Genomic DNA, 22151 nt, shown 5'->3' with positions numbered 1-22151 from the left:
GTGCGGGCCGGACCGTGGTGCGCGCCGCGGTCTCAGTCCCGGGCGCCGGTGCGGGACGCCGTGAGGGCGGCCAGCTCCTCGGCCGTGCGCGGACCGGGCGCCGACGCGTCCAACAGCTTCTGGGCGCGCAGCAGTTCCGCCGCCGCCACCCCCCACGGCAGCCGCAGTCCCGCCTGTTGCAGGAGGTCCGCGCGGGCCAGGGTCGCGGGCGCGGGACCGGTGCGCGCACCGGACGGGGTGAGCAGCGCCGCGTCGTCCGCCCAGCGCAGCGCGAGATCCACGTCATGGGTGGCCATCACCACGGTCGTACCGCGTTCGATGAGCCCGCCCAGGGTCGCGAGCAGCCGTTCCTGGCCGTCGGGGTCGAGGCCCGCGGTCGGCTCGTCGAGGATCAGCACCCGCGGCCGCATGGCGACGGCACCGGCGATGGCGGTCCGTTTGCGCTGCCCGTAGGAGAGCAGGTGCGTGGGCCGGTCGGCGAGCCGGGTGATGTCCAGCGCATCGAGTGCCTCGGCGACGCGGGAGCGCACCTCCGGTTCGGGCAGGCCGAGGTTCAGCGGCCCGAAGGACACGTCCTGGGCGACGGACGCGGCGAACAGCTGGTCGTCCGGGTCCTGCACCACCAACTGCACCGTCGTCCGCAGCCGGGTCAGCCCCCGGCGGTCGTACGAGACCGGCCGGCCCTCCACCGTCAGCTGCCCGGCGCGCGGCCGCAGTCCACCGCTGAGCAGCCGCATCAGTGTCGTCTTGCCGCTGCCGTTGCGCCCGAGCAGGGCGAGCGCACGTCCCTCGGACACCGCGAAGTCCAGACCGTCGAGCACGACGGGCCCGTCCGCGTAGGCGAAGGACACGCCCCGCAGGGCGACGAGCGCGGAATCGCTCATGACAGGGGCCTTTCCAATACGAGGGTGAGGGCGACCAGCGCGGCCAGCAGCGACACACTGGCCGCCGCGAAGCGGACGGAGACACGGGCCTCGGGCACCAGCACGCGCAGGGTGCCGTCGTAGCCGCGCCCGGCGAGCCCCGCCTGGAGCCGGGCCGCCCGGTCGAAGGCGCGCACGAACGCGGTCGCGCCCAGCCCGGCCAGGGACCGCCAGGTGGCGGCGCGGGTGGTGTGCCCGAGCCGGGCCGCCTGCGCCTCCCGGATCCGCCGTACCGCGTCCAGCAGCAGAAAGCTCATGCGGTACGTCACCAGTGCCACGTCGACGACGGGCGCGGGCACGCCCGCCCGTACCAGCCGCGGCAGCAGATCGGACATCGGCGTGGTGAACGCGAACAGCAGCACGCCCAGCGAGGCGGCCGAGGTGCGCAGCAGCAGCTCCCCGGCGCGCACCGGACCCCCCTCGGCCGGGCCGACGAACCCGCCCGGCCCGCCGACCTGCACCAGCAGAGTGGCCGCTCCGGTCACGCAGAAGCCCAGCGGCACCCGGTAGGCGCGCCACAGCCGGCGCGGGGGCACCCCCGCCGGACCGAGCAGCACCACCAGAGCCGTCACGAGTACCAGGGCGGCGCCCGGCCAGGGCGGCAGCGAGATCGCCAGCGCCGTGAGTCCCAGTCCGAGCACCGCCTTGTCGACGGGATGGCGGCGGCGCCAGCGACTGCTGTGCGCCGCCGCGTCGATCGGCAGCACGCGCGATCAGGACCCCTCGGCCGGCGTCCGCGCGTCCCGCTCCCCGGCGTCCGCGCGGGTCCGCAGCTCGCCCTGGCGGCGTCCCCGGCGCAGACCGAAGTAGTAGGCGAGCACGCCCGCGCCGATGGCCGCCTGTAGGGCGAACAGCGCCGACTCGATCTCGCCGGACGGCGGTTCGTACAAGGGCGTGAACCAGGGTTCGTAGTCCGGTTCGAGTTCGGTGATCGCCGTCTCCGCCTGGGCGTCGGCGCCGGTGAACGGCTCCTCCTTGTGGTCGCCGAGGCCGAGGGCCAGCGGCAGCACCGCGAGCGCGGCCACCACGAGCAGCAGCAGGGCGTTGATCTTCGTGTTCCGGTTCACCGGGCCACCGCCTCGGTGCCGGCCTTCCGGGTGACCAGGACGCCGAGCCGGGTCAGCTCACCGCTGCTCGACTGCACCAGCAGCCGCATCACGAGCACCGTGAGCAGGCCCTCGCTGACCGCGAGCGGGATCTGGGTGACGGCGAAGATGGTGCCGAACTTGCCGAGTGCGCCCAGGAATCCGCTGCCCGGGTCGGGGAAGGCGAGCGCCAGCTGCACGCTGGTGACGCAGTACGTGGACAGGTCGGCGACGAACGCTCCGAAGAACACCGCGACCATCAGCGGCACGTCGTACCGCCGCAGCAGCCGGTACATCCCGTACCCGGCCCACGGCCCGACGATCGCCATCGAGAAGACGTTGGCGCCGAGCGTGGTCAGGCCGCCGTGCGCGAGCAGCAGCGCCTGGAACAGCAGGGTGATGGTGCCCAGCACCGCCATGACCGGCGGCCGGAACAGGATCGCGCCCAGCCCGGTGCCGGTGGGATGCGAGCAGCTCCCGGTCACGGACGGCAGTTTCAGCGCGGACAGGACGAACGTGAAGGCCCCGGAGGCACCGAGGAGCAGTGTGCTCTCGGGGTGCTCCTTGACCTCACGGGTGAGTGACCGGACTCCGTGGACGACGAACGGCGCCGACGCGACGCTCCAGGCGACCGCGTGCGCCGGAGGAAGAAAACCCTCGGCTATGTGCATGGCTCAGCAGACCCTCTCCAGCACCTCGTGGATGGTGTACGACGCGCCTTGGCCGGTCTCCTGGCTGACGGGTGACACCGCCCGGTCTCCGCCTTCCCGGGTCCGAGGACCCAGTGGCTGCCCCTGAGGGCCGGAGCCGGACTTCCCGATCACAGTGGCGAGGGCCGCACCGGTTTCACACCGGATTTCCCGTGCACCAAGGCGTGGTGACAGTAGTGCTCATCCCGGGACGGGACAAGCGCGCCCCGGGCGGCGTGCGGACGGTGCCCGCCCGCTCGCGTCCCGGCCGTCGCGCCGTCCCACGGGGGACGCTCAGGTCCCGCCGAACGCCCCCAGAATGCGTTCGGCCGCCAGGGTCGCGGTCAACTCCCCGTCCCTGACCCGCTGTTCGAGTTCCGGCGCGAGCGCCCGCACCGCCGGGTCCGCGTGCAGCCGGCCCAGCAGCTCGTCGCGGACCATCGACCAGGTCCAGTCGACCTGCTGGTCGCGCCGCTTGGCGGCGAGCCGGCCCGTGGACTCCAGCAGCGTGCGGTGCTGCTCCAGCCGTTCCCACACGGCGTCCAGGCCGGTCGACTCACGAGCGCTGCAGTGCAGCACGGGCGGGGTCCAGGCGGCGTCCCGGCCGTGCATGAGGCGCAGGGCGCCGGACAACTCCCGGGCCGCGGCGCGCGCGTCGCGCTCGTGCGGCCCGTCGGCCTTGTTCACGGCGATCACGTCGGCGAGTTCCAGGACGCCCTTCTTGATGCCCTGGAGCTGGTCGCCGGTGCGGGCCAGGGTGAGCAGCAGGAAGGAGTCGACCATGTTCGCGACGGCGGTCTCCGACTGGCCGACGCCGACCGTCTCCACCAGCACGACGTCGTACCCGGCCGCCTCCATCACCACGATCGACTCGCGGGTGGCCTTGGCGACGCCGCCGAGCGTGCCGGCGGTGGGCGAGGGGCGGATGAACGCCGCCGGGTCCACGGCCAGCCGCTCCATCCGGGTCTTGTCGCCCAGGATGGAGCCGCCCGTACGGCTCGACGAGGGGTCGACGGCGAGGACGGCGACCCGGTGGCCGAGCGAGGTGAGCAGGGTGCCGAACGCGTCGATGAAGGTCGACTTGCCCACCCCCGGCACACCGCTGACACCGATCCGCCGGGCCCGGCCGCTGTGCGGCAGCAGCTCGGTCAGCAACTCCTGGGCCAGCGCCCGGTGCTGGGGCCGGGTGGACTCGACGAGGGTGATGGCCCGGGCCACCGTCGCCCGCTTCCCGTCCAGCACACCCTTCACATACGCGTCGAGACCGATCACAGCTCGTGTCCGAGGCCGGCCGCCAGCCGCCGCACCAGGTCGTGTGCCGCGTCCGGGATCACCGTCCCCGGCCCGAACACGGCCACCGCGCCCATCTCCAGCAGGGTCGGCACGTCCTGCGGCGGAATCACGCCGCCGACGACGACCACGATGTCCTCGCGGCCCTCCGCCGCCAGTTCCTCCCGCAGCGCGGGGACGAGGGTGAGGTGACCGGCGGCCAGCGAGGAGACGCCGACGATGTGCACGTCCGCCTCCACCGCCTGCCGGGCGACCTCGGCGGGCGTCTGGAACAGCGGGCCGACGTCCACGTCGAAGCCGAGGTCGGCGAAGGCCGTGGCGATCACCTTCTGGCCGCGGTCGTGACCGTCCTGGCCCATCTTGGCGACCAGGATGCGCGGGCGGCGGCCCTCGGCCTCCTCGAAGGAGTCGACCAGGGTGCGGGTGCGGTCCACCGCGGGGGACTCGCCGGCTTCGTTGCGGTACACACCGGAGATCGTACGGATCTGGCTCGCGTGCCGGCCGTACACCTTCTCCAGGGCGTCGGAGATCTCGCCCACCGTCGCCTTCGCGCGCGCCGCGTGCACCGCCAGCTCCAGCAGGTTGCCGTCGCCGCCCGCGGCCCGGGTCAGCGCGTCCAGCGCGTCCCGGCAGGCGGTCTCGTCGCGCTCCGCGCGCAGCCGCCGCAGCTTGTCGATCTGCTGGGCGCGCACCGAGGAGTTGTCGACCTTCAGGACCTCGATCTGCTCGTCGCTGTCCACCCGGTACTTGTTCATGCCGATCACGGGCTGGCGCCCGGAGTCGATCCGGGCCTGCGTCCGTGCCGCCGCCTCCTCCACCCGCAGCTTGGGGATGCCGGCGTCGATGGCCTGCGCCATGCCGCCCGCCTGCTCCACCTCCTGGATGTGCTGCCAGGCGCGCCGGGCGAGGTCGTACGTCAGCTTCTCCACGTAGGCGCTGCCGCCCCACGGGTCGATCACCCGTGTGGTGCCCGACTCCTGCTGGATGAGCAGCTGGGTGTTGCGCGCGATTCGGGCGGAGAAGTCGGTGGGCAGGGCGAGCGCCTCGTCGAGGGCGTTGGTGTGCAGCGACTGGGTGTGGCCCTGGGTGGCCGCCATCGCCTCCACACACGTGCGCGTGACGTTGTTGAACACGTCCTGCGCCGTCAGCGACCAGCCCGAGGTCTGCGAATGGGTGCGCAGGGACAGCGACTTGGCGTTCTTCGGCTCGAACTGTCCGACCAGCTTGGCCCACAGCAGCCGGGCCGCCCGCAGCTTGGCGATCTCCATGAAGAAGTTCATGCCGATCGCCCAGAAGAAGGACAGCCGCGGCGCGAACGCGTCCACGTCCAGTCCGGCCTCGCGGCCCGCCCGGATGTACTCCACACCGTCCGCGAGGGTGTACGCCAGCTCCAGGTCGGCCGTCGCGCCCGCCTCCTGGATGTGGTAGCCGGAGATGGAGATGGAGTTGTAGCGCGGCATCCGCTGCGAGGTGAAGGCGAAGATGTCGGAGATGATCCGCATCGACGGCTTCGGCGGATAGATGTAGGTGTTGCGGACCATGAACTCCTTGAGGATGTCGTTCTGGATGGTCCCCGCCAGCTTCTCCGGCGGCACACCCTGCTCCTCGGCCGCCACGATGTACAGCGCGAGCACGGGCAGCACGGCGCCGTTCATCGTCATCGACACCGTCATCCGGTCCAGCGGGATGCCGTCGAACAGCTGGCGCATGTCGTAGATCGAGTCGATCGCCACGCCCGCCATGCCGACGTCACCGGTCACGCGCGGGTGGTCGCTGTCGTAGCCGCGGTGCGTGGGCAGGTCGAAGGCGACGGACAGGCCCTTCTGGCCGGCCGCCAGATTGCGCCGGTAGAAGGCGTTGGACTCCTCCGCGGTGGAGAAACCCGCGTACTGGCGGATCGTCCAGGGCTGGTTGACGTACATCGTCGGGTACGGGCCGCGCAGGTACGGGGCGATGCCCGGGTAGGTCCCCAGGAAGTCCAGGCCCTCCAGGTCCTGCCCCGTGTACAGCGGCTTGACGGTGATGCCCTCCGGGGTCTCCCAGAGCAGGTCGTCCCCGCCGGTGGCCTTCTTCAGGGCCGAGCGCCACTCGTCGGCGCCGCCCCCGGCGGCCGGGGTCCCCAGCTCGATACCGGTGAAGTCGGGGATCTCGCCCATCAGGACACTCCCATGCGGTCGAGGGTGGCGGTCAGCACGGCGACGGCGTCGCAGCCGGCGAAGACGTGGTCGTCGACACCGTCGTACTCACCGGGGCGGCCGGCCAGGAACACCCGGCGGGCGCCCGCGGCCCTGAGGTCCCGGGCGGCGTCGGCGGCCCGCTCCGCGTACACCGTGTCGCTGGAGCACAGACACGCCTCGGTCGCGCCGCTGTCCTCGAACCCGCCCTCGGTGACCGGCTCGATGCCGCCGGCCTGGAACAGGTTCGAGGCGAAGGCGAGGCGCGCGGTGTGGGCGGCGGCGGGGCCGAGCGCGGCCAGGAAGATCCGCGGCCGGCGGCCGGTCGCCGTGAGGTGGGCGTCGGAGCGGGCCCGCAGCGCCTCGAACGCCTCGTCGCGCCGCACCCGCGGCAGCCCGCCGGACGGGCCGCGCGGCGCCGGCGCGCGCTCCACCGGCCGTTCGGCGAGGTGCGGGAACTCGCTGACACCGGTGATCGGTTCACGCCGTCCGGCCAGCTTTGCGCTGCGCTTCTGCCAGGTGCGCGCGAGGTCGTCGCCGAGCCGGCCCGAGCGCAGGGCGGCGGCGAGGCCTCCCGAACGCTCGATGCCCTGGAAGAACTCCCAGCCCGCGCGGGCCAGTTCGTCGGTGAGCCGTTCCACGTACCAGGAGCCGCCCGCCGGGTCGATCACCCGGGTCAGGTGGGACTCCTCGATGAGGATCGTGGAGGTGTTGCGGGCGATGCGCCGCGCGAACGCGTCCGGCAGACCGAGCGCGTGGTCGAAGGGCAGCACGGTGACGGCGTCGGCGCCGCCCGCCCCGGCGGCGAGCGCCGCCACGGTCGTGCGCAGCATGTTCACCCACGGGTCGCGGCGGGTCATCATCACCGGCGAGGTCACCGCGTGCTGACGCTGCGCCCCCGCCTCGGCGGCCCCCGAGACCTCGGCCACCCGCGCCCACAGCCGGCGCGCGGCCCGCAGCTTGGCGATCGTCAGGAACTGGTCGGCGGTGGCCGCGTAACGGAACTCCAGCTGGGCGCAGGCCTGCGCGACGCCCATGCCCGCCGAGGTCAGCTCCCGCAGCCAGGCGACACCGGTCGCCAGCGAGCAGCCGAGCTCCTGCGCGGCCGAGCCGCCCGCCTCGTGGTACGGCAACGCGTCCACGGTCAGCGCCCGCAGTCCCGGGTACTCCTCGGCGCACCGCAGGGCCAGCCGGGTCGCGGGCGCGAAGTCCGCCGCCCGGCCGGTGCGGGCCTCGTGGCCCAGCGGGTCGGCGCCCAGGCCGCCGCGCACCGCCCGCGTGTCGACGCCGCGCTCCGCGTACAGCCGCAGCAACTCCCGCGCGGCGGACTCGACATCGGCTCCGGCGTCCAGGGCGACCGGCGCCAGATCGAGGTACACGCCCTCCAGGACCCGGCCGAGCGACTCGACGGGGATACCGCCCTCGCCGACGACCAGCCACAGCGACGTGACGCCGTTCTCCAGGTCGGTGAGCACCGCGGACGGGTCGGGGACCGTGTGCCGCTGCCGTACGTCCCAGCCGCCGGCCGTGCTCCCCTCCGGGCGGCCGCCGCGCACGAAGGGCGCGAAACCGGGCAGTCCGGGCTCGGGTGCGGTGTCGTGGCCGGTGTACAGCGGGCGGATCCGCAGTCCGTCCTCAAGCGTGGTGGACAGGGCGTCCTCGGCCGCAGCACCCTCGACTTGCCTGCCCGACTTCAGCAGGACGCCCGCGACGAGGCGCTGCCACTGTTCACGGGTCGCGTCGGAGAACTCGGCGGCCAGGGAGAGCCCGTCGTCGGGCAGGACCGTCATGGCTCGGATGCTAGGCCAGGAGCCAGGCCGTCAGCAGTGGACCTCGCTGTGACCTTGCCCTCCCCGGGCCGCCCTTGTAGGCCATGTGGAGGACGTACTACCCCCTGGTGTGACCCCGGCCATACACCGCTCCGACCAGGGGGAACGCGGCGGTTCTCCGGTCCGCGCCCGCCGGAGCGGCGGTCGGCGCGGGGCGGCCGTCCGGGGCGGTCCGGCGGGGCCGCGCGCCCGTTCCGACCCATCCGCCCGTCTGTGTGACGCAGGCCACACGGCGGCCCGGGAACCCACCCCTCATCAGGTCCGACTCCTGTAACCGGTACAGGTCAGGAGGGCACTGATGGAGCGGTTACGGAAAACCTCCCGAGGCACGGGTGCCCAGGCGCTGCGCAGACTGGCGCCGCCACCCGCGCTGACCGGTTTCCTCCTGCTCCTCGCCCTCGTGTTCGCGGCGTCGTACGGCGTCGGATCCGCCCTCGGACCGGTCGCCCCCGACATGCGGCCCGCCGGACCGGGCACCGGCGTCGAGGACGAACCGGGCGCGGGCACCGACTCCGACGAGATGCCGGGAATGGGCGACCACTGATGGCCACGGAACCGGCACCCCCGCTGCTCACCACCGACCTCACCGTCGGCGGCATGACCTGCGCGGCCTGTGTGCGACGGGTCGAGAAGAAGCTGGCGAAGCTGGAGGGCGTGACCGCCGCGGTCAACCTGGCCACCGGCAGCGCCCGGGTCAGCCACCCGCCGGAGGTCAGCCCCGCGCAACTCGTCGCGACGGTCGAACAGGCCGGGTACACCGCGGCACTGCCCGAACCGCCGAAGGCCCGCCGGCCGGAGGAGACCGACCCGGAGGCCGACCCGGACGCCGAGGGCGTACGCCGGGAGCGGGACCGGGTGCTGATCACCGCCCTGCTCGCGGTGCCGGTACTGGCCCTGTCCATGGTGCCCGCCTGGCAGTTCCGCAACTGGCAGTGGCTGTGCTTCGCGCTGGCCGCCCCGGTCGCGGTGTGGAGCGCGTGGCCGTTCCACCTCCGCGCGCTGCGCGGACTGCGGCACTCGACGGCGACCATGGACACCCTCGTCTCGCTCGGCGTCGTGGCGTCTTTTTCCTGGTCGGTGTACGCGCTGTTCCTCGGCGGCGCCGGCGAACCCGGCATGCGGATGCCGTTCAGCCTGCTGCCCTCCGCCTCCGACGGCGTCGCCCACGTCTACCTCGAAGCGGCCGTCGCCGTCCCCCTGTTCGTGCTGGCCGGGCGCTTCCTGGAGGCGCGGGCCCGGCACGGCACCGGAGCCGCCCTGCGGTCGCTGGCCGGACTCGCCGCCAAGGAGGTCGCCGTCCGCGGCGACGACGGCTCGGAACGGCTCGTCGCCATCGAGGAGCTGACCGTCGGGCAGGTGTTCGTCGTACGCCCCGGTGAACGGGTGGCCACCGACGGACAGGTGGTGAAGGGTAGTTCCGCCGTCGACTTGTCCCTGGTCACCGGAGAGAGCGAGCCGGTCGAGGTCGGCTCCGGCTCCCCGGTGGTCGGCGGGGCCGTCAACGCGGGCGGTCTGCTGCTGGTGCGGGCCACCGCCGTCGGTGCCGACACCCAGCTCGCCCGCATCACCCGGCTGGTGACCGAGGCCCAGGCCGGGAAGGCCAAGGCGCAGCGGCTGGCCGACTCGGTGGCCGGCGTGTTCGTGCCGGTCGTCCTCGCGCTCGCCGTGACCGTGCTCGGCTACTGGCTCGGGGCCGGCGCCGACCCGCAGGCCGCGGTCACCGCGTGCGTGGCCGTCCTGGTCGTGGCCTGCCCCTGCGCCCTGGGCCTGGCGACCCCGACCGCGCTGATGGCCGCCACCGGCCGCGGCGCCCAGCTCGGCGTCCTGGTACGGGGCCCGCAGTCCCTGGAGGGCCTCGAACACATCGACACCGTCGTCCTCGACAAGACCGGCACCCTGACCACCGGGCACATGACGGTCGCCCGGGTCACGGCCGTGCCGGACGGCCCCGGCCGGGACGAGGTGCTGCGGCTCGCCGCGGCCGTCGAACAGGGCTCCGAGCATCCGCTGGGCCGCGCGATCGTCGGGTACGCCAAACGCGAGAGCCCGGGGAGCCCGCTGCCCGAGCCGGCCGACTTCACCGCCACGGCCGGCCGGGGCGTGCGCGGCCGGGTCGAGGGACGGGTCGTCGAGGTCGTGGCACCGGACGACGAACTGCCCGCGGCACTCGCGGACGCCCTCGCCGCGGCGGAGTCCGCCGCCCGCACCCCCGTCCTGGTCCGCGTCGACGGCGAGACGCTGGCGCTGATCGAGGTCGGGGACGTCCTGCGCTCCGGCAGCTACCGGACCGTGGACCGGCTGCGCCGCCTCGGCGTCGAACCGGTGCTTGCCACCGGCGACCGCGAGGCACCGGCCAGGGCCGTCGCCGACGCGCTCGGCATCGAGGAGGTGCACACGCGCTGCACCCCCGAGGACAAGGCCGGCCTGGTCAAGGAGCTGCGGGAGTCGGGCCGCCGGGTCGCGGTCGTCGGCGACGGCGTCAACGACGCCGCGGCGCTCGCCGGGGCCGACCTCGGCATCGCCATGGGCAGCGGCACCGACGCGGCGATCGGCGCCGCCAACGTGACGCTGGTCCGCGGCGACATCGAGGCGCTCGCCGATGCCGTCCTGCTCGCCCGCCGCACCCTGTCCACCATCCACGCCAACCTGATGTGGGCCTTCGGCTACAACGCCGTCACCGTGCCGCTCGCCATGGTCGGCCTGCTCAACCCGATGCTGGCCGCGGCGGCGATGTCCGCCAGCTCCGTCCTGGTCGTCGGCAACAGCCTGCGCCTGCGCGCCTGGCAGCCGTCGCCCGCCCGGGGCCGTCGGCCGGCCGCCACCGGCCCGACCCCGGGCAACCGGCCCTCGCCCGTCCCCTCTCCTGCCGGGAGCAGTGACCGATGACCGCGCGTCAGCCGTCCACGATGCCGCGCCGGAGTGGTGAGGCATGACCGAGACATCCTGGCGGCCCAGCGGAAAGCGCCTCACCGAGAGCCTGCGGGCCGCCCTCGCGCCGGTCGCCGCCTGCGGGATCGCACTGGGCGCGCTGGCCGCCTGGACCCTGGTCGGCAACGCCGGCGAGGGAGCGAGCATCGAGGTCAGCCAGGGACGGGTGTTCCTGCCGTCCAGCGAGAGCGGCGACACCGCGGCCTTCTTCCGGATAGACAACACCGGCGGCATGGACGACCGGCTGACCCGGGTGACGTCCACCGGCTCCCTGGGCGAGCCCACGCTCAGCACGCACCGGATGACCGACGGCTCGGCGGCGTACCCCGAGACCGTGGACTCTGTGACCGTCCCGGCCGGAGGCAGCCTGCCCATGTCCCCGTTCGGCCTCGACATCACCGTGCGCGCGAAGGCCGGCTGGCGCACCGGCGACCTGGTGCGGTTCACCCTCTACTTCGAGAACAGCGGACCGATCAGGACGCAGGCGGTGGTGGTCCTGCCCGGCGACGGTCCGCAGTGACCGCGCGCGTCAACCACCGGGAACCGCAGGGGAGTCCGGTCCGACATCTGGAGCGGGTGGCGTCCGTCCGCCCGTGTACCGAGTGGAACCTGGAGAGGTGCGATGCGTTCTCGCGCGTGGTGGGGTACGACGGCCGTGGTGCTCGGCGGACTGCTGGCGACGGGCTGCGGCGGCGGGGACGGTGACTCGGCCGGCGGCGCACCCGCCGGGGACTCGGTGGCCGGCGGCTACCCGGTGACCGTCACCGACTGCTCGGGCGCCGAGACCAGCTTCTCCGAGGCGCCCGGGAAGATCGTCACCAGCAATGCCTCCAGCCTGGAACTGCTGCTCCGGCTGGGCGCCGGCGACAAGGTGATCGGCACGGGCTTCCCGCCGGGCAAGGGGACCCTCCCCGCGGAGCTGGACGCCCAGGCCCAGCGGGTCGAGGTGATGAGCCGGTACGTGATCCCGAAGGAGAAACTCCTCGGCTCCGGCGCCGACGTCTTCCTCGACACCTTCGGGGCGATGGACATGGGCGGGACGGCGGACGTGCCCACCGACGAGGAGTTCAAGGCGGCCGGCATCAAGCGGGTCTACCTGAAGTCCACCGCCTGCGCCGCCGGCGACGACAGCCCGGTGACCGACCTGACCGCCGTCCAGGAGGACATCACCTCCCTCGGCGCGGTCACCGGCACCTCCGGCAGGGCGAAGGAACTCGTCGACGGCATGAAGCGGAAGGTGGCCGCCGTCCAGCGGGCGGTCGGCTCCACCCCCGAGGGCGAGCGGCCCACGTACTTCTTCTTCGACTACGACGCCGGCACCAAGCAGCCCGTCGTCGTCTGCAACCGCCAGATCGCCAACGCGGTCATCACCCTGGCCGGGGCCCGCAACGCCTTCGCGGACTGCGACGCCGACTTCCAGCAGGTCGGCTGGGAGGACGTGATCGCCGAGAACCCCGACTGGATCCAGCTCGGCGTACGCAACCGGGGCAGCGACGCCGCCAACGACAAGGCCTTCGACGAGGCCCGGAAGTGGCTGGAGAGCAACCCCGCCACCAAGGGCCTGCGAGCCGTCGAGGACGGCAACTTCCTGCGTATCGGCTCCGAGCGGACCACCATCGCCGGTGTCACCAACGCGGACACCGTCCAGGAGATCGCCCGCAAGCTCTACCCGGGCAAGGTCGACTGATCGTGAGCGTCACCCTGCCGGCCCGCAAGAGCCCGCGGACGGACAGCCGGCCGCGCGTCGTGCCCGCCGCGCCGCTGGCGGCGGTCCTCGCCGCGGCACTGCTGCTCGCGCTCACCGCCGCGGTGGCCTGGGGATCGACCTCCATCCCGCCCGGCGAGGTGTGGGGCGTGGTGTGGCGGCGGCTCTCCGGCGAACCGCCCCGGCCCGGCACCGACGACCTGATCGTCTGGCAACTGCGCGTCCCGCGCGCCGTGCTGGCGGCCCTCGTCGGCGCGGGCCTCGGCCTCGTCGGTACGGCGGTGCAGGCCCTGGTGCGCAACCCGCTCGCCGACCCCTACCTGCTCGGCATCTCCAACGGCGCCTCGCTCGGCGCGGTCGGGGCGATCGTCCTCGGGCTCGGGGCGGGCGGCGCGCTCGGCCTCGGCCTGTCCGGCGCGGCCTTCGTGGGCGCGCTGGCCACCTTCGCCCTGGTGTGGACGGTGGCCCGGCGCGGCGGCGGCTTCGCCCCGCTGCGGCTGGTCCTGGCCGGGGTGGCGATCGGCCAGTTCCTGTCCGGATTCACCAGCTACCTCGTCCTCCAGGCCGGTGACGAGCAGCAGACGCACAGCGTCCTGTTCTGGCTCATGGGCAGCCTCGGCGGCGCCAACTGGCCGCTGCTCGCCGTACCCGCCGTTGCCGTGCCGGCGGCCGCACTGCTGCTCCAGGCCCGCGCCCGCGGCCTCAACGCCCTGCTGATGGGCGACGAGACGGCCGCCGGCCTCGGCGTCGACGTCGTCCGGCTGCGCCGCGAACTGTTCACCGTGACCAGCCTGCTGACCGGTGTCCTCGTGGCGGTGTCCGGGGCCATCGCCTTCGTCGCCCTGATGGTCCCGCACGTGTGCCGGCTGGTCGTCGGCGGCGACCACCGCCGGCTGCTGCCGATCTCCGCGCTGTTCGGGGCGCTGCTGATGGTCGTCGTCGACATCGTGTGCCGTACCGCCATGGACACCCAGGAACTGCCGGTCGGTGTCGTCACCTCGCTGATCGGGGCCCCGGCCCTGCTGTATCTGCTCGACCGGCGGCTGGGGAGCGCAAGTTGACGGCGTCCGGGACGCCGGACGAGAACTCGGGGAGCGCACGTTGAGGATCGACGTCGAGGACCTGCACGTCGCGTACGCGGGCCGTACGGTCGTCGCCGGGGCCCATCTGATCGCGGACGAGGGCGAGATCACCGGACTCGTCGGCCCGAACGGCAGCGGCAAGTCCACGCTCCTGCGCACGGTGTACCGGCACCTGAAACCGGCCGCCGGCCGGGTGCTGCTGGCCGGCACCGACCTGCGCGAGCTGAGCCCCGTGCAGAGCGCCCGGCGGATCGCGGCACTCCCGCAGGAACGGGGCGGCGATTTCGAGCTGACCGTGCGCGAGGTCGTCGCCATGGGCCGCACCCCCTACAAGCGGGCCTTCGCCGGCGAGGACGCCGCCGACCGCGACATCGTGGCCGGCGCGCTCGCCGACGTCGGCATGGCCGACCACGCGGGCCGCCGCTTCACCGAGCTGTCCGGCGGCGAGCGGCAACGCGTCCTGCTGGCCCGCGCCTTCGCGCAGCAGACCGACGTCCTCGTCCTGGACGAGCCCACCAACCACCTCGACATCCGCCACCAGGTGGAGCTTCTCGCCCTGCTGCGCGCCCAGCGCCGCACGACCCTCGTGTCCCTGCACGACCTGAACGCCGCCGCCTCCGTCTGCGACCGGCTGCACGTCCTGCACGACGGCGGCGTCGTCGCGTCCGGCCCGCCCCGCGAGGTCCTGCGGCCCGAGCTGCTGGCCAAGGTCTTCGGCGTACGCGCGACCGTCGTGGAGCACCCGCTGACCGGTGACCCGCTGATCGCCTTCGACCACCGCAGCCCCGCGGACACGGCCGTGGACGAGTACGCCACCACCGGCGAGGACGCCGCCGTGCCGGGCACGGTGGCCTCACCTGTCGTTCCCAACAGCCGCTGACCCCGTGGAACACGGCTTTTCCGACCCGCGCCGGGAACTCGGCCCCGGCCCCGTCCGACTTCTGGAACGGAGGCTGCCGCCGGGCAGCCCCACCCGGGTGGGGAGGGCGCAGACGTGACGGACCAACGGGCCGGTCACTTGTCCCGCGGCGAGGACCGCTGGTCCCTGGTGGCCGTGGCGGGCGTGCTGTCGTTCGTCGCGATGCTGGACATGAACATCGTCAATGTGGCACTCGCGGACATCGCCGACGGTCTGGACGTGTCGGCCGCGACCGCGCAGTGGGCGGTCCTCGGCTACCAACTGCCCGTCGTCGCCCTGCTCCTGCCCGTCGGCCGGTGGCTGGACGGGGTGGGCACACGATCCGCCCTGCTGACCGCCGCCGCCGGGTTCGCCCTGTTCAGCGCCGCCGCCTCGGTCGCGCCGTGGGCCTCCTGGCTGATCGGGGCCCGGGTCGCCCAGGGCGCGTTCGCCGCCGTCCTGTTCGTGCTGATGCCGGTGCTGGCGATGCGGTCGGTGCGGCCGGAGCTGCGCGGCCGGGCGATGAGCGTGCCCGCCACCCTCGGCCCGCTGGGCGCGGTCACCGGACCGGCGGTGGGCGGACTGCTGCTGGACCAGCTCGGCTGGCGCTGGGTGTTCCTCGTCAAGATCCCGTTCTGTCTGCTGGCGTTGTTCGTCGTCCGGCGCGTCATGTCCCGCGACGGCGGGCTGCACGCCCCCGACCGCCGTTCGCTGGCCGACTCCTCGCTCGTCGCCGCCGGTGTGACGGTGCTGCTCCTGTCCCTCACCCTCGCCTCCGGCGGCCCCCTCTGGCTGACCCTCGCGGTCGCCGCCCTGCCCCCGCTGTGGTGGTGGCTGCGCGGGCCCGGTGGGCGGCCGGTGACCGCCGCGGTGCGCGCCACGGGGCTGCTGCCGGCCCACGGGGCGGTGCTGTCGCTGGCCGCCGGCTTCGCCGCCATGCACTACGTCGTCGCCCTGCACCTCCAGCGGGACGACGGGGTCAGCGCGACCACGACCGGGCTGACCGTGCTCGCCTTCCCCCTCGGCATGGGACTGGCCGGACCGCTCGGCGGACGGCTCGCCGACCACTACGGAGCCCGGCGGGTCGCCGTGACCGGCGCCGGTCTCACCGCCGTCGGCCTGCTCCTGCTCGTCCCCCTCGGGGACGGCTGGTCACCGCCCGACGTGGCCTGGCGGCTCGCCCTCGCGGGCGTCGGCATGGGGCTGAACGGCGGCCCGACCCAGGCCCTCGTGATGGGCGCCGCGCCGCCCGACCGGGCCGCCACCGTCGGCTCCGCCCTCCAGCTCGCCCGCAGTCTCGGCTTCACCCTCGGCCCGGCGCTGGCGACCGCCGTCTGGGGCATCGCCGGATCGGAGGCCGGCGCCCGCGCCGGTCTCGCGCTCGCCGCTGCCGCCGCCTGTCTCGCCGTACCCCTCCTCGCCCTGCCCGCCCGCGGCTCCGCCGTCCGGCTGCCCGACAAGACCGTCGACGTACCCCTCACCCAGGAGTAGCCCCATGTGTGGAATCACCGGCTGGGCGTCCTTCCACCGCGACGCCCGCACCCGGCCCCGGGTCATCGAGGCCATGACCGCCACGCTCACCCCGCGCGGTCCCGACGCGGGCGGCGTCTGGCTCGGCGAGCACGCCGCGATCGGGCACCGCCGGCTGGCCGTCATCGACCTGGCGGGCGGCGCCCAGCCGATGCCCGACCGGCCCGACGCGCCGACGGCCGTGCTCAGCTACAGCGGCGAGGTGTACAACCACCACGAATTACGCGCCGAACTGCGCGGCCGGGGCCATGAGTTCCGCACCCGCAGCGACACCGAGGTGGTGCTGCGCGCGTACGCCGAATGGGGCGAGGACCTGGCCGAGCACCTGGACGGCATGTTCGCCTTCGCCGTCTGGGACGAGCGTGCGGGCAAGCTGGTGCTGGTGCGCGACCGGCTCGGGGTCAAACCGCTGTTCTGGGCCGCCGTCGACGGCGGTCTCGCCTTCGCCTCCGAGCCCAAGGCCCTGTTCGCCCACCCGGAGATCCGGCCCCGGGTGGACGCCGACGGGCTGCGGGAGGCGTACAGCCTGCTGTTCAACACCGGCCCGACGGTCTGGTCGGGGGTGCGCGAGGTCGAACCCGGCGGTGTGCTGGTGCTGGACCGCGACGGCATCCGCGAGCGCCGTTACTGGCAACTGGACCTCGCCGCCCACACGGACGACAAGGACACCGCCGTCGACCGGGTCGCCCGGCTCGTCGGCGGCGCCGCCCGCGGGCAGCTGGAGGCCGACGTCCCGCTGTGCAGCCTGCTGTCCGGCGGCCTCGACTCCACCGTCGTGACCGCGCTCCTCGCCGACGAACTGCGCCTGCGCGAGGGCCCGGACGCCCGTATCCGCTCGTACGCCGTCGACTACAGCGACCAGGCCGAGCAGTTCACCGGCGACGTGCTGCGCACCGGCCACGACACCCCGTACGCCACGGAGGCGGGCGCCTTCATCGGCACGGACCACTCCACCGTCGTCCTCGACCCGCGGGACCTGCTCGACCCGGAGCACCGGCGCGCGGTGGTCGTCGCCCGGGACTCGCCGATCGGCGTCGGTGACATGGACACCTCGCTGTACCTGCTGTTCGGTGAGATCCGGCGGCATTCCACCGTCGCGCTGTCCGGTGAGGCCGCCGACGAGGTGTTCGGCGGCTACCCCTGGTTCCACAACCCCGAGGCGCTGGCCGCCGACACCTTCCCCTGGCTGCTGGTCACCGGGGACGAGGCCGCCATGCCGCTCAACCCCGAACTGGACCTGCGCATCGGTGAATTCAGCGCCGACACCTACCGCGGCGCGCTGGCCGCCGTGCCGCACCTGGACGACGAGACCCCGGCCGAGCACCGGCAGCGCGAGATGCAGCACCTGTCCCTGACCCGCTGGCTGCGCCAGCTCCTGCACCGCAAGGACCGGCTGAGCATGGCGCAGGGACTGGAGGTGCGCGTCCCCTACTGCGACCACCGGCTCGTCGAGTACGCCTTCGCCGCGCCCTGGTCCCTCAAGAGCTTCGACGGGCGGGAGAAGAGCCTGCTGCGCGCGGTGGGCGCGGGCCTGGCTCCCGATTCCGTGCTGTACCGGCCGAAGAACCACTACCCGGCCACCCATCACCCCGACTACAACCGCGGACTTCAGGACATGGCCCGCGACGCCCTCGCCGACGACCGGGTGCGCTCCATCGCCGACGAGACCCGTATCAAGCCCTGTCTGGACACCCCGGCCGACCAGCTGGAGTGGGGCCACCGGCTGCGGCTGGAGCGCGTGGTCGACCTGGCGCTCTGGCTGGACCACCACCAGCCCGAACTGGTGCTGTGAGCGGCACCGCGTCCGCGGTGACCACGCACCGGGGCCGGCCCTGAGGGCAGCGGTCCGCGCGGTCCGCCGAGCGGCCACGGGCGGGCGCTTCCCCCGACGCCCGCCGCGCGCTCGGCGGCCGTGCGGGCCGCGTCGGCCGTGCGGTGTCGGTGCGCTGCCGCCGGTATCGGGAGGTGGCGGTTCCTCGCCCGTCGCGGTCGGCGGTACCGGGGTCCGGTGCGGCCCCGCCGGGCGGTGTCAGAAGGAAAGGAGGAGAACCGGAGGACCTCTGCGGGAGACGACGTGATGGAGAAGTACCCGGCCCGGTGCCGGCGCGGCGGTGTGCGCCGGGTGCAGGGCCGCTGGCGGCTTCGGGACGGCGACGCCCGCGAGCCGGCCGACCCGCCTCAGCGGGGCCCAGAGCATCAGGAGCAGCAGCCGGCCGAGGCCGAGCACGGCCGCGTCCCCACGCCACATCCACAGTCCGCACAGCGCCCCCGCCGCCGCGTGCGCGAGCCACACCCCGGCACAGGCGCCGTGCCCCGACGTCGCGGTCGCGTGGTCGCCCAGCAGCACGGCGGCCTCCATGGCGTGCGAGCGTCCCTCCGGCGCGTGGTCGGAGTGCGTCGCGCCCGCGTGGGCCGAGAGTTCCGGGCGCGGGTCGCGGCCCGGGAGCTGGGAGATGGTGAAGGCCAGGTGCAGGGCGAACTGGGTGACCACCGTGGAACCGGTCACCGCGGCGGCCGAGCGGTCCCGGTTCGACAGGCACCAGCCGAGTACCGCGACAGCGGTGAAGGCGCAGGCCACGACCCAGCCGGGCAGCGTCCGCCCGGTGGTCAGCGCGTGCCCGAGCCCCGTGGTCGCCACGCAGACCGCCGCGAACAGCGCGGAACGCGTGAGGCGGAGCGCGGAACCCGTGGCCATGGTGGCCATCGTGCCATCCGGGGGTGGACGCCGGGCCGGGGAGCGTACAACTCCGGTCGCTCTCGGGTGCGCTCCGGCGCCAATGTGCCAGGTCCGGGGTGACGTGCGCCGCGGCGCACGGAACGGCTCGTTCAACTCGCCCGGCGGGGCCGGTGGTCCAGACCTCGCGCACGGCGCGGATCACCCCGCGGAGCACCGGTTTCTCCTGCTGGGACCCGGTCCGCGGCGCCCGCCCCGGCGATGGCTCGTATCGGAACCGGAACCGCTGAACGAGGCTGCCCACTCTCCGTGCGTCGGCTAGATTTCGATATGCGTACGGGGAATTGCAGACAGGGGGAGCCGTGTGCTGTCTGACGCAAGTAGGACGCAACTGTGCTCGGGGTGTGCTGAATCGCCCGAACAACGAGCCTCTTCAGGGCGACGAAGGTCAAGTCGCCGAAAAGTGTGGATCAACTGGGCGTAAAGGGATCTTCCAGCTCGGTCAGGATGCTGAAGCGCCGTGTGACGCGGCACCGCGGGTGTCGGGGTTCCGGCATTTCTCTGCGTCGTCATCCGCAGAGCCGTACTCCGGGGTCCCGGCGTCCGCCATCCGTTCGTCGGAATGCACTCGCTCGTCATCGGTCGTGATGGCCGGCGTCTGAGTCTCCGCACAGCGCATTCCGCCGCATCGGCGGCGCCGTACCCGTGATCGTTGTCTGCGACGGCATGGCTGGTCGCAGCGTGTGCGCGCCGGTCTCGTGCCCCGGAACCCGTGTGTCCGGGTGTCCGTGTTCCTGCCTTTGACCGCAGTACGGGATTCGACCGCTGCCGCCCGACCGACGATTTCCGGCACGACCTGCCGGACATCGCCGGTTCGCGCGTGGCACCGGCCGGAAGGCAGTCGACCGCGACGACAAAAAACCGCCGCACGACTCGACGACCCAGCGCTGATCAGCGCCTTGAGAGCTGAAGGTCCATGGATACACGAACTGTTGAGCGTTTTCGGCCAAATCTGTCCGAGATACTTCCCGAACTGACCACCGACGGCGCGCGTTTGGGGTTCGCCGCCCCTGAACGCCGCGCGGTTCCGATAGATTCCTTGATCCCCGCGGATTCACCGCGGATGAAAGGCATCGACCAGGGCCACGTCGACATCCTGAATGAGGTGGAAGCCCGCCTTCCGCCGATCGTCGTCCACCGGCCGACCTGGCGTGTCGTGGACGGGATGCACCGGCTGGACGCCGCGAGGCGCCGCGGCGACACGACCATCGACGCCTATCTGCTGGACGTGCCGGAGCACGAACTGTTCGCGATCTCCGTGCGGTTGAACACCGCGCACGGCATGCCACTGTCGTATGCCGAGAGGGTGGCGGCCGCGGGCCGATTACTGCGCGAGAACCCGGAGATGTCGGACCGGTATGTGGCGGTGGTGGCGGGTCTGTCCGCCCGGACGGTCGCCCGGGTCCGGCGTTCAACCGGTGAGGATCCGCACCTGAACGCCCGGATCGGCATGGACGGCAAGGTCCATCCCCGGGGTGTGGCCCAGGGGCGGGAGCGGGCCGGCCGGATGCTCACCGAACGGCCCGACGCCAGTCTGCGCGAGGTCGCGCGGGCCGCCGGGATCTCCCTGGGGACCGCCCACGACGTCAAGATGCGCCTGCTGCGCGGCGAGGACCCCATGCCGAACGGCGGCCGGTCCATGGCGGTGGAGCAGCAGTCCCGGCAGAACCCGGCACGCGCGCCGCGCGACGCACTGCCCCTGCCGACGGCGGAACTCCTCAAGAGGCTGCGCAGGGATCCCGCATTGCGGTCGACGGAGTCCGGGCGGGTGGTGCTGAGACTGCTCGCCATGCACGACCTCGACACCTCGGCCTGGACGAGCATCGTGATGAATCTGCCCACGCACTGCACGGACGCGGTCGCGATGCTGGCCCGGCAAAGCGCGCTCCGGTGGACCCAGTTCGCCGATCAACTCGAAGAGGAGGCGGTGACCCGGACCCGAACCGCGGAATGATTTTGCCCTCGCTTGAACGTTTCCGGCGGTTGTAGATTTCTCACCGTCTTCCGGCCGGGTGTTCCTTTTGGACCGCGGCTTTCGGCGCGAGCTGAACACAGAATGTGGGGGAAAGTGGGAACGAGTAGGACGACGTGTGCCATTGCCGGAGCCGGGCCCGCTGGACTGATGCTCGGCATGCTGCTGGCCAGGGCTGGTGTAGAAACCGTGGTCCTGGAGAAGCACAGCGATTTCTTGCGTGACTTCCGCGGTGACACCGTGCACGCCTCGACACACCGGCTGATGGAGGAACTCGGACTTCAGGAGCAATTCCTGAAGCTGGCTCACCAGAAAATCTATCGGCTCCAGGTGGTGACCGACGAGGGAAACTTCACGCTGGCCGACTTCAGCCGGCTGCCGGGCAGGACCAAGCACATCACTTTCCTGCCCCAGTGGGATTTCCTCAACTTCCTGGTCGAGGAGGCGGACCGGTTCCCGAATTTCCGGCTCCTGCGGAACAGCGAGGTCGTCGGGGCGATCGAGGAGAACGGCCGGGTCACCGGGCTGCGCTACCGCGACGCGGAGGGCGAGCACGAACTGCGGGCGGACCTGACGGTGGCCGCGGACGGCCGGCGGTCGGCGCTGCGCCGGTCCGCGGGCCTGCGGCCGGAGGTCCTCGGCTCCGGCATGGACATCCTCTGGTTCCAGCTCTCCAAGAAGGAGGGCGACCCCGGCGGGATGGTCGGGCGCCTCTCCGACGGCAAGCTGCTCGTCCGCATCGAGCGCCAGACCCACTGGCAGACCGCCTACACCGTCCGCAAGGGCGGCTACGAGGAGGTCCAGGCGCGCGGCCTGGACTGGTTCCGGGAGACCCTGAGCGAACTGACGCCCTTCCTCGCGGACCGGGTCCACGAGGTGCGCAGCTGGGACGACGTGAAGGTGCTGGACATCCAGATCGACCGCCTGCCGCGCTGGTGGCGCCCCGGGCTGCTGTGCATCGGGGACGCCGCCCACACGATGTCGCCGATCATGGGCGTCGGGATCAACCTCGCCGTGCAGGACGCGGTGGCCGCCGCCAACATCCTGGCGGGCCCGCTGGCGTCCGGCACGGTCACCGAGGAGCACCTCCAGCGCGTCCAGAAGCGGCGCACCCCGCCCACCGTGGCCACCCAGCGGCTCCAGCGGTTTCTCCAGACCCGGTTCCTGGAGCCGTGGGTGCGCGGCGAGGGCAAGGCTCCGACCCCGGTGGTGCTGCGGATCCTGAAGCGGCTGCCGGCCCTCCAGGCGGGCCCGGCCCGCACGATCGGGGTCGGCCTGCGCCCGGAGCACCCGATCCCGGAACTCCGCTGAG

The 22151-nt window shown here is 73.2% G+C and carries 18 protein-coding genes and 1 riboswitch; of the genes, 10 read left to right on the top strand and 8 right to left on the bottom strand.

The window, feature by feature from the left end; translation table 11 throughout:
- Positions 1 to 32: 32 nt before the first annotated feature.
- The 7 genes from DN051_RS13885 to DN051_RS13855 all read right to left on the bottom strand — a co-directional run bounded on the left by DN051_RS13885 (position 33) and on the right by DN051_RS13855 (position 7951).
- On the bottom strand, positions 33 to 884 hold the full coding sequence (locus tag DN051_RS13885) for an energy-coupling factor ABC transporter ATP-binding protein (RefSeq protein ID WP_112438811.1): 852 nt from the start codon (positions 882 to 884) through the stop codon (positions 33 to 35).
- A complete protein-coding gene (cbiQ, locus tag DN051_RS13880; RefSeq protein WP_053757298.1) occupies positions 881 to 1630 on the bottom strand; it encodes a cobalt ECF transporter T component CbiQ in 750 nt (249 codons plus the stop codon). Before cbiQ ends, DN051_RS13885 begins: the two co-directional genes overlap by 4 nt.
- A gap of 6 nt (positions 1631 to 1636) precedes the next feature.
- Positions 1637 to 1990: an energy-coupling factor ABC transporter substrate-binding protein gene (locus tag DN051_RS13875; RefSeq protein WP_112438810.1), complete on the bottom strand. Its 354-nt coding sequence runs from the start codon at positions 1988 to 1990 to the stop codon at positions 1637 to 1639.
- Positions 1987 to 2679 carry an energy-coupling factor ABC transporter permease gene (locus DN051_RS13870; RefSeq protein ID WP_053757296.1) on the bottom strand — a complete coding sequence of 231 codons (693 nt, stop codon included), beginning with the start codon at positions 2677 to 2679 and terminating at the stop codon, positions 1987 to 1989. Before DN051_RS13870 ends, DN051_RS13875 begins: the two co-directional genes overlap by 4 nt.
- A 33-nt stretch (positions 2680 to 2712) precedes the next feature.
- A riboswitch (cobalamin riboswitch) is annotated at positions 2713 to 2895 on the bottom strand.
- Positions 2896 to 2991: 96 nt separating this feature from the next.
- Entirely contained in the window at positions 2992 to 3969 is a 978-nt protein-coding gene (gene meaB / locus DN051_RS13865; RefSeq protein ID WP_053757295.1) for a methylmalonyl Co-A mutase-associated GTPase MeaB, read from the bottom strand.
- Positions 3966 to 6143, bottom strand: a complete 2178-nt coding sequence (gene scpA, locus DN051_RS13860; RefSeq protein ID WP_112438809.1) for a methylmalonyl-CoA mutase — start codon at positions 6141 to 6143, stop codon at positions 3966 to 3968. The genes meaB and scpA overlap by 4 nt, the downstream gene beginning before the upstream one ends.
- Complete coding sequence (locus DN051_RS13855; protein WP_112438808.1) at positions 6143 to 7951, bottom strand: methylmalonyl-CoA mutase family protein; 1809 nt, start codon at positions 7949 to 7951, stop codon at positions 6143 to 6145. Before DN051_RS13855 ends, scpA begins: the two co-directional genes overlap by 1 nt.
- Before the next feature lie 337 nt (positions 7952 to 8288).
- Between DN051_RS13855 and DN051_RS13850 the strand changes: the two genes are divergently transcribed.
- From DN051_RS13850 to asnB, 8 genes are all read left to right on the top strand, one after another.
- On the top strand, positions 8289 to 8534 hold the full coding sequence (locus DN051_RS13850; protein WP_112438807.1) for a hypothetical protein: 246 nt from the start codon (positions 8289 to 8291) through the stop codon (positions 8532 to 8534).
- Complete coding sequence (locus DN051_RS13845) at positions 8534 to 10876, top strand: heavy metal translocating P-type ATPase (RefSeq protein ID WP_112438806.1); 2343 nt, start codon at positions 8534 to 8536, stop codon at positions 10874 to 10876. Before DN051_RS13850 ends, DN051_RS13845 begins: the two co-directional genes overlap by 1 nt.
- Positions 10877 to 10919: 43 nt before the next feature.
- Positions 10920 to 11438, top strand: coding sequence for a copper chaperone PCu(A)C (locus DN051_RS13840; protein WP_053757290.1), 519 nt, complete (start codon positions 10920 to 10922; stop codon positions 11436 to 11438).
- A 102-nt stretch (positions 11439 to 11540) separates the two neighbouring features.
- Entirely contained in the window at positions 11541 to 12605 is a 1065-nt protein-coding gene (locus DN051_RS13835) for an ABC transporter substrate-binding protein (RefSeq protein ID WP_112438805.1), read from the top strand.
- 2 nt (positions 12606 to 12607) lie between these two features.
- Positions 12608 to 13684, top strand: a complete 1077-nt coding sequence (locus DN051_RS13830) for a FecCD family ABC transporter permease (RefSeq protein ID WP_425471764.1) — start codon at positions 12608 to 12610, stop codon at positions 13682 to 13684.
- A gap of 40 nt (positions 13685 to 13724) precedes the next feature.
- Positions 13725 to 14585, top strand: coding sequence for an ABC transporter ATP-binding protein (locus tag DN051_RS13825; RefSeq protein WP_234388685.1), 861 nt, complete (start codon positions 13725 to 13727; stop codon positions 14583 to 14585).
- A gap of 114 nt (positions 14586 to 14699) precedes the next feature.
- On the top strand, positions 14700 to 16094 hold the full coding sequence (locus tag DN051_RS13820) for an MFS transporter (protein WP_199314925.1): 1395 nt from the start codon (positions 14700 to 14702) through the stop codon (positions 16092 to 16094).
- Between the two features lie 4 nt (positions 16095 to 16098).
- Positions 16099 to 17925: an asparagine synthase (glutamine-hydrolyzing) gene (gene asnB / locus DN051_RS13815; protein ID WP_112438804.1), complete on the top strand. Its 1827-nt coding sequence runs from the start codon at positions 16099 to 16101 to the stop codon at positions 17923 to 17925.
- Positions 17926 to 18162: 237 nt separating this feature from the next.
- On the opposite strand, the gene DN051_RS13810 is transcribed toward asnB, so the two are convergent.
- Positions 18163 to 18828 carry a hypothetical protein gene (locus tag DN051_RS13810; RefSeq protein WP_162624925.1) on the bottom strand — a complete coding sequence of 222 codons (666 nt, stop codon included), beginning with the start codon at positions 18826 to 18828 and terminating at the stop codon, positions 18163 to 18165.
- Positions 18829 to 19930: 1102 nt separating this feature from the next.
- Between DN051_RS13810 and DN051_RS13805 the strand changes: the two genes are divergently transcribed.
- Both DN051_RS13805 and DN051_RS13800 read left to right on the top strand, forming a co-directional pair.
- On the top strand, positions 19931 to 20821 hold the full coding sequence (locus DN051_RS13805; RefSeq protein ID WP_053757285.1) for a ParB/RepB/Spo0J family partition protein: 891 nt from the start codon (positions 19931 to 19933) through the stop codon (positions 20819 to 20821).
- Between the two features lie 168 nt (positions 20822 to 20989).
- Positions 20990 to 22150 carry an FAD-dependent oxidoreductase gene (locus DN051_RS13800; RefSeq protein WP_246041013.1) on the top strand — a complete coding sequence of 387 codons (1161 nt, stop codon included), beginning with the start codon at positions 20990 to 20992 and terminating at the stop codon, positions 22148 to 22150.
- Position 22151 lies beyond the last annotated feature (1 nt).

The organism is Streptomyces cadmiisoli, from assembly GCF_003261055.1.
Lineage (GTDB): Bacteria > Actinomycetota > Actinomycetes > Streptomycetales > Streptomycetaceae > Streptomyces > Streptomyces cadmiisoli.
The sequence above is the reverse complement of the archived record's forward strand: the minus strand, read 5'-3'. Positions and strand labels throughout refer to the sequence as shown.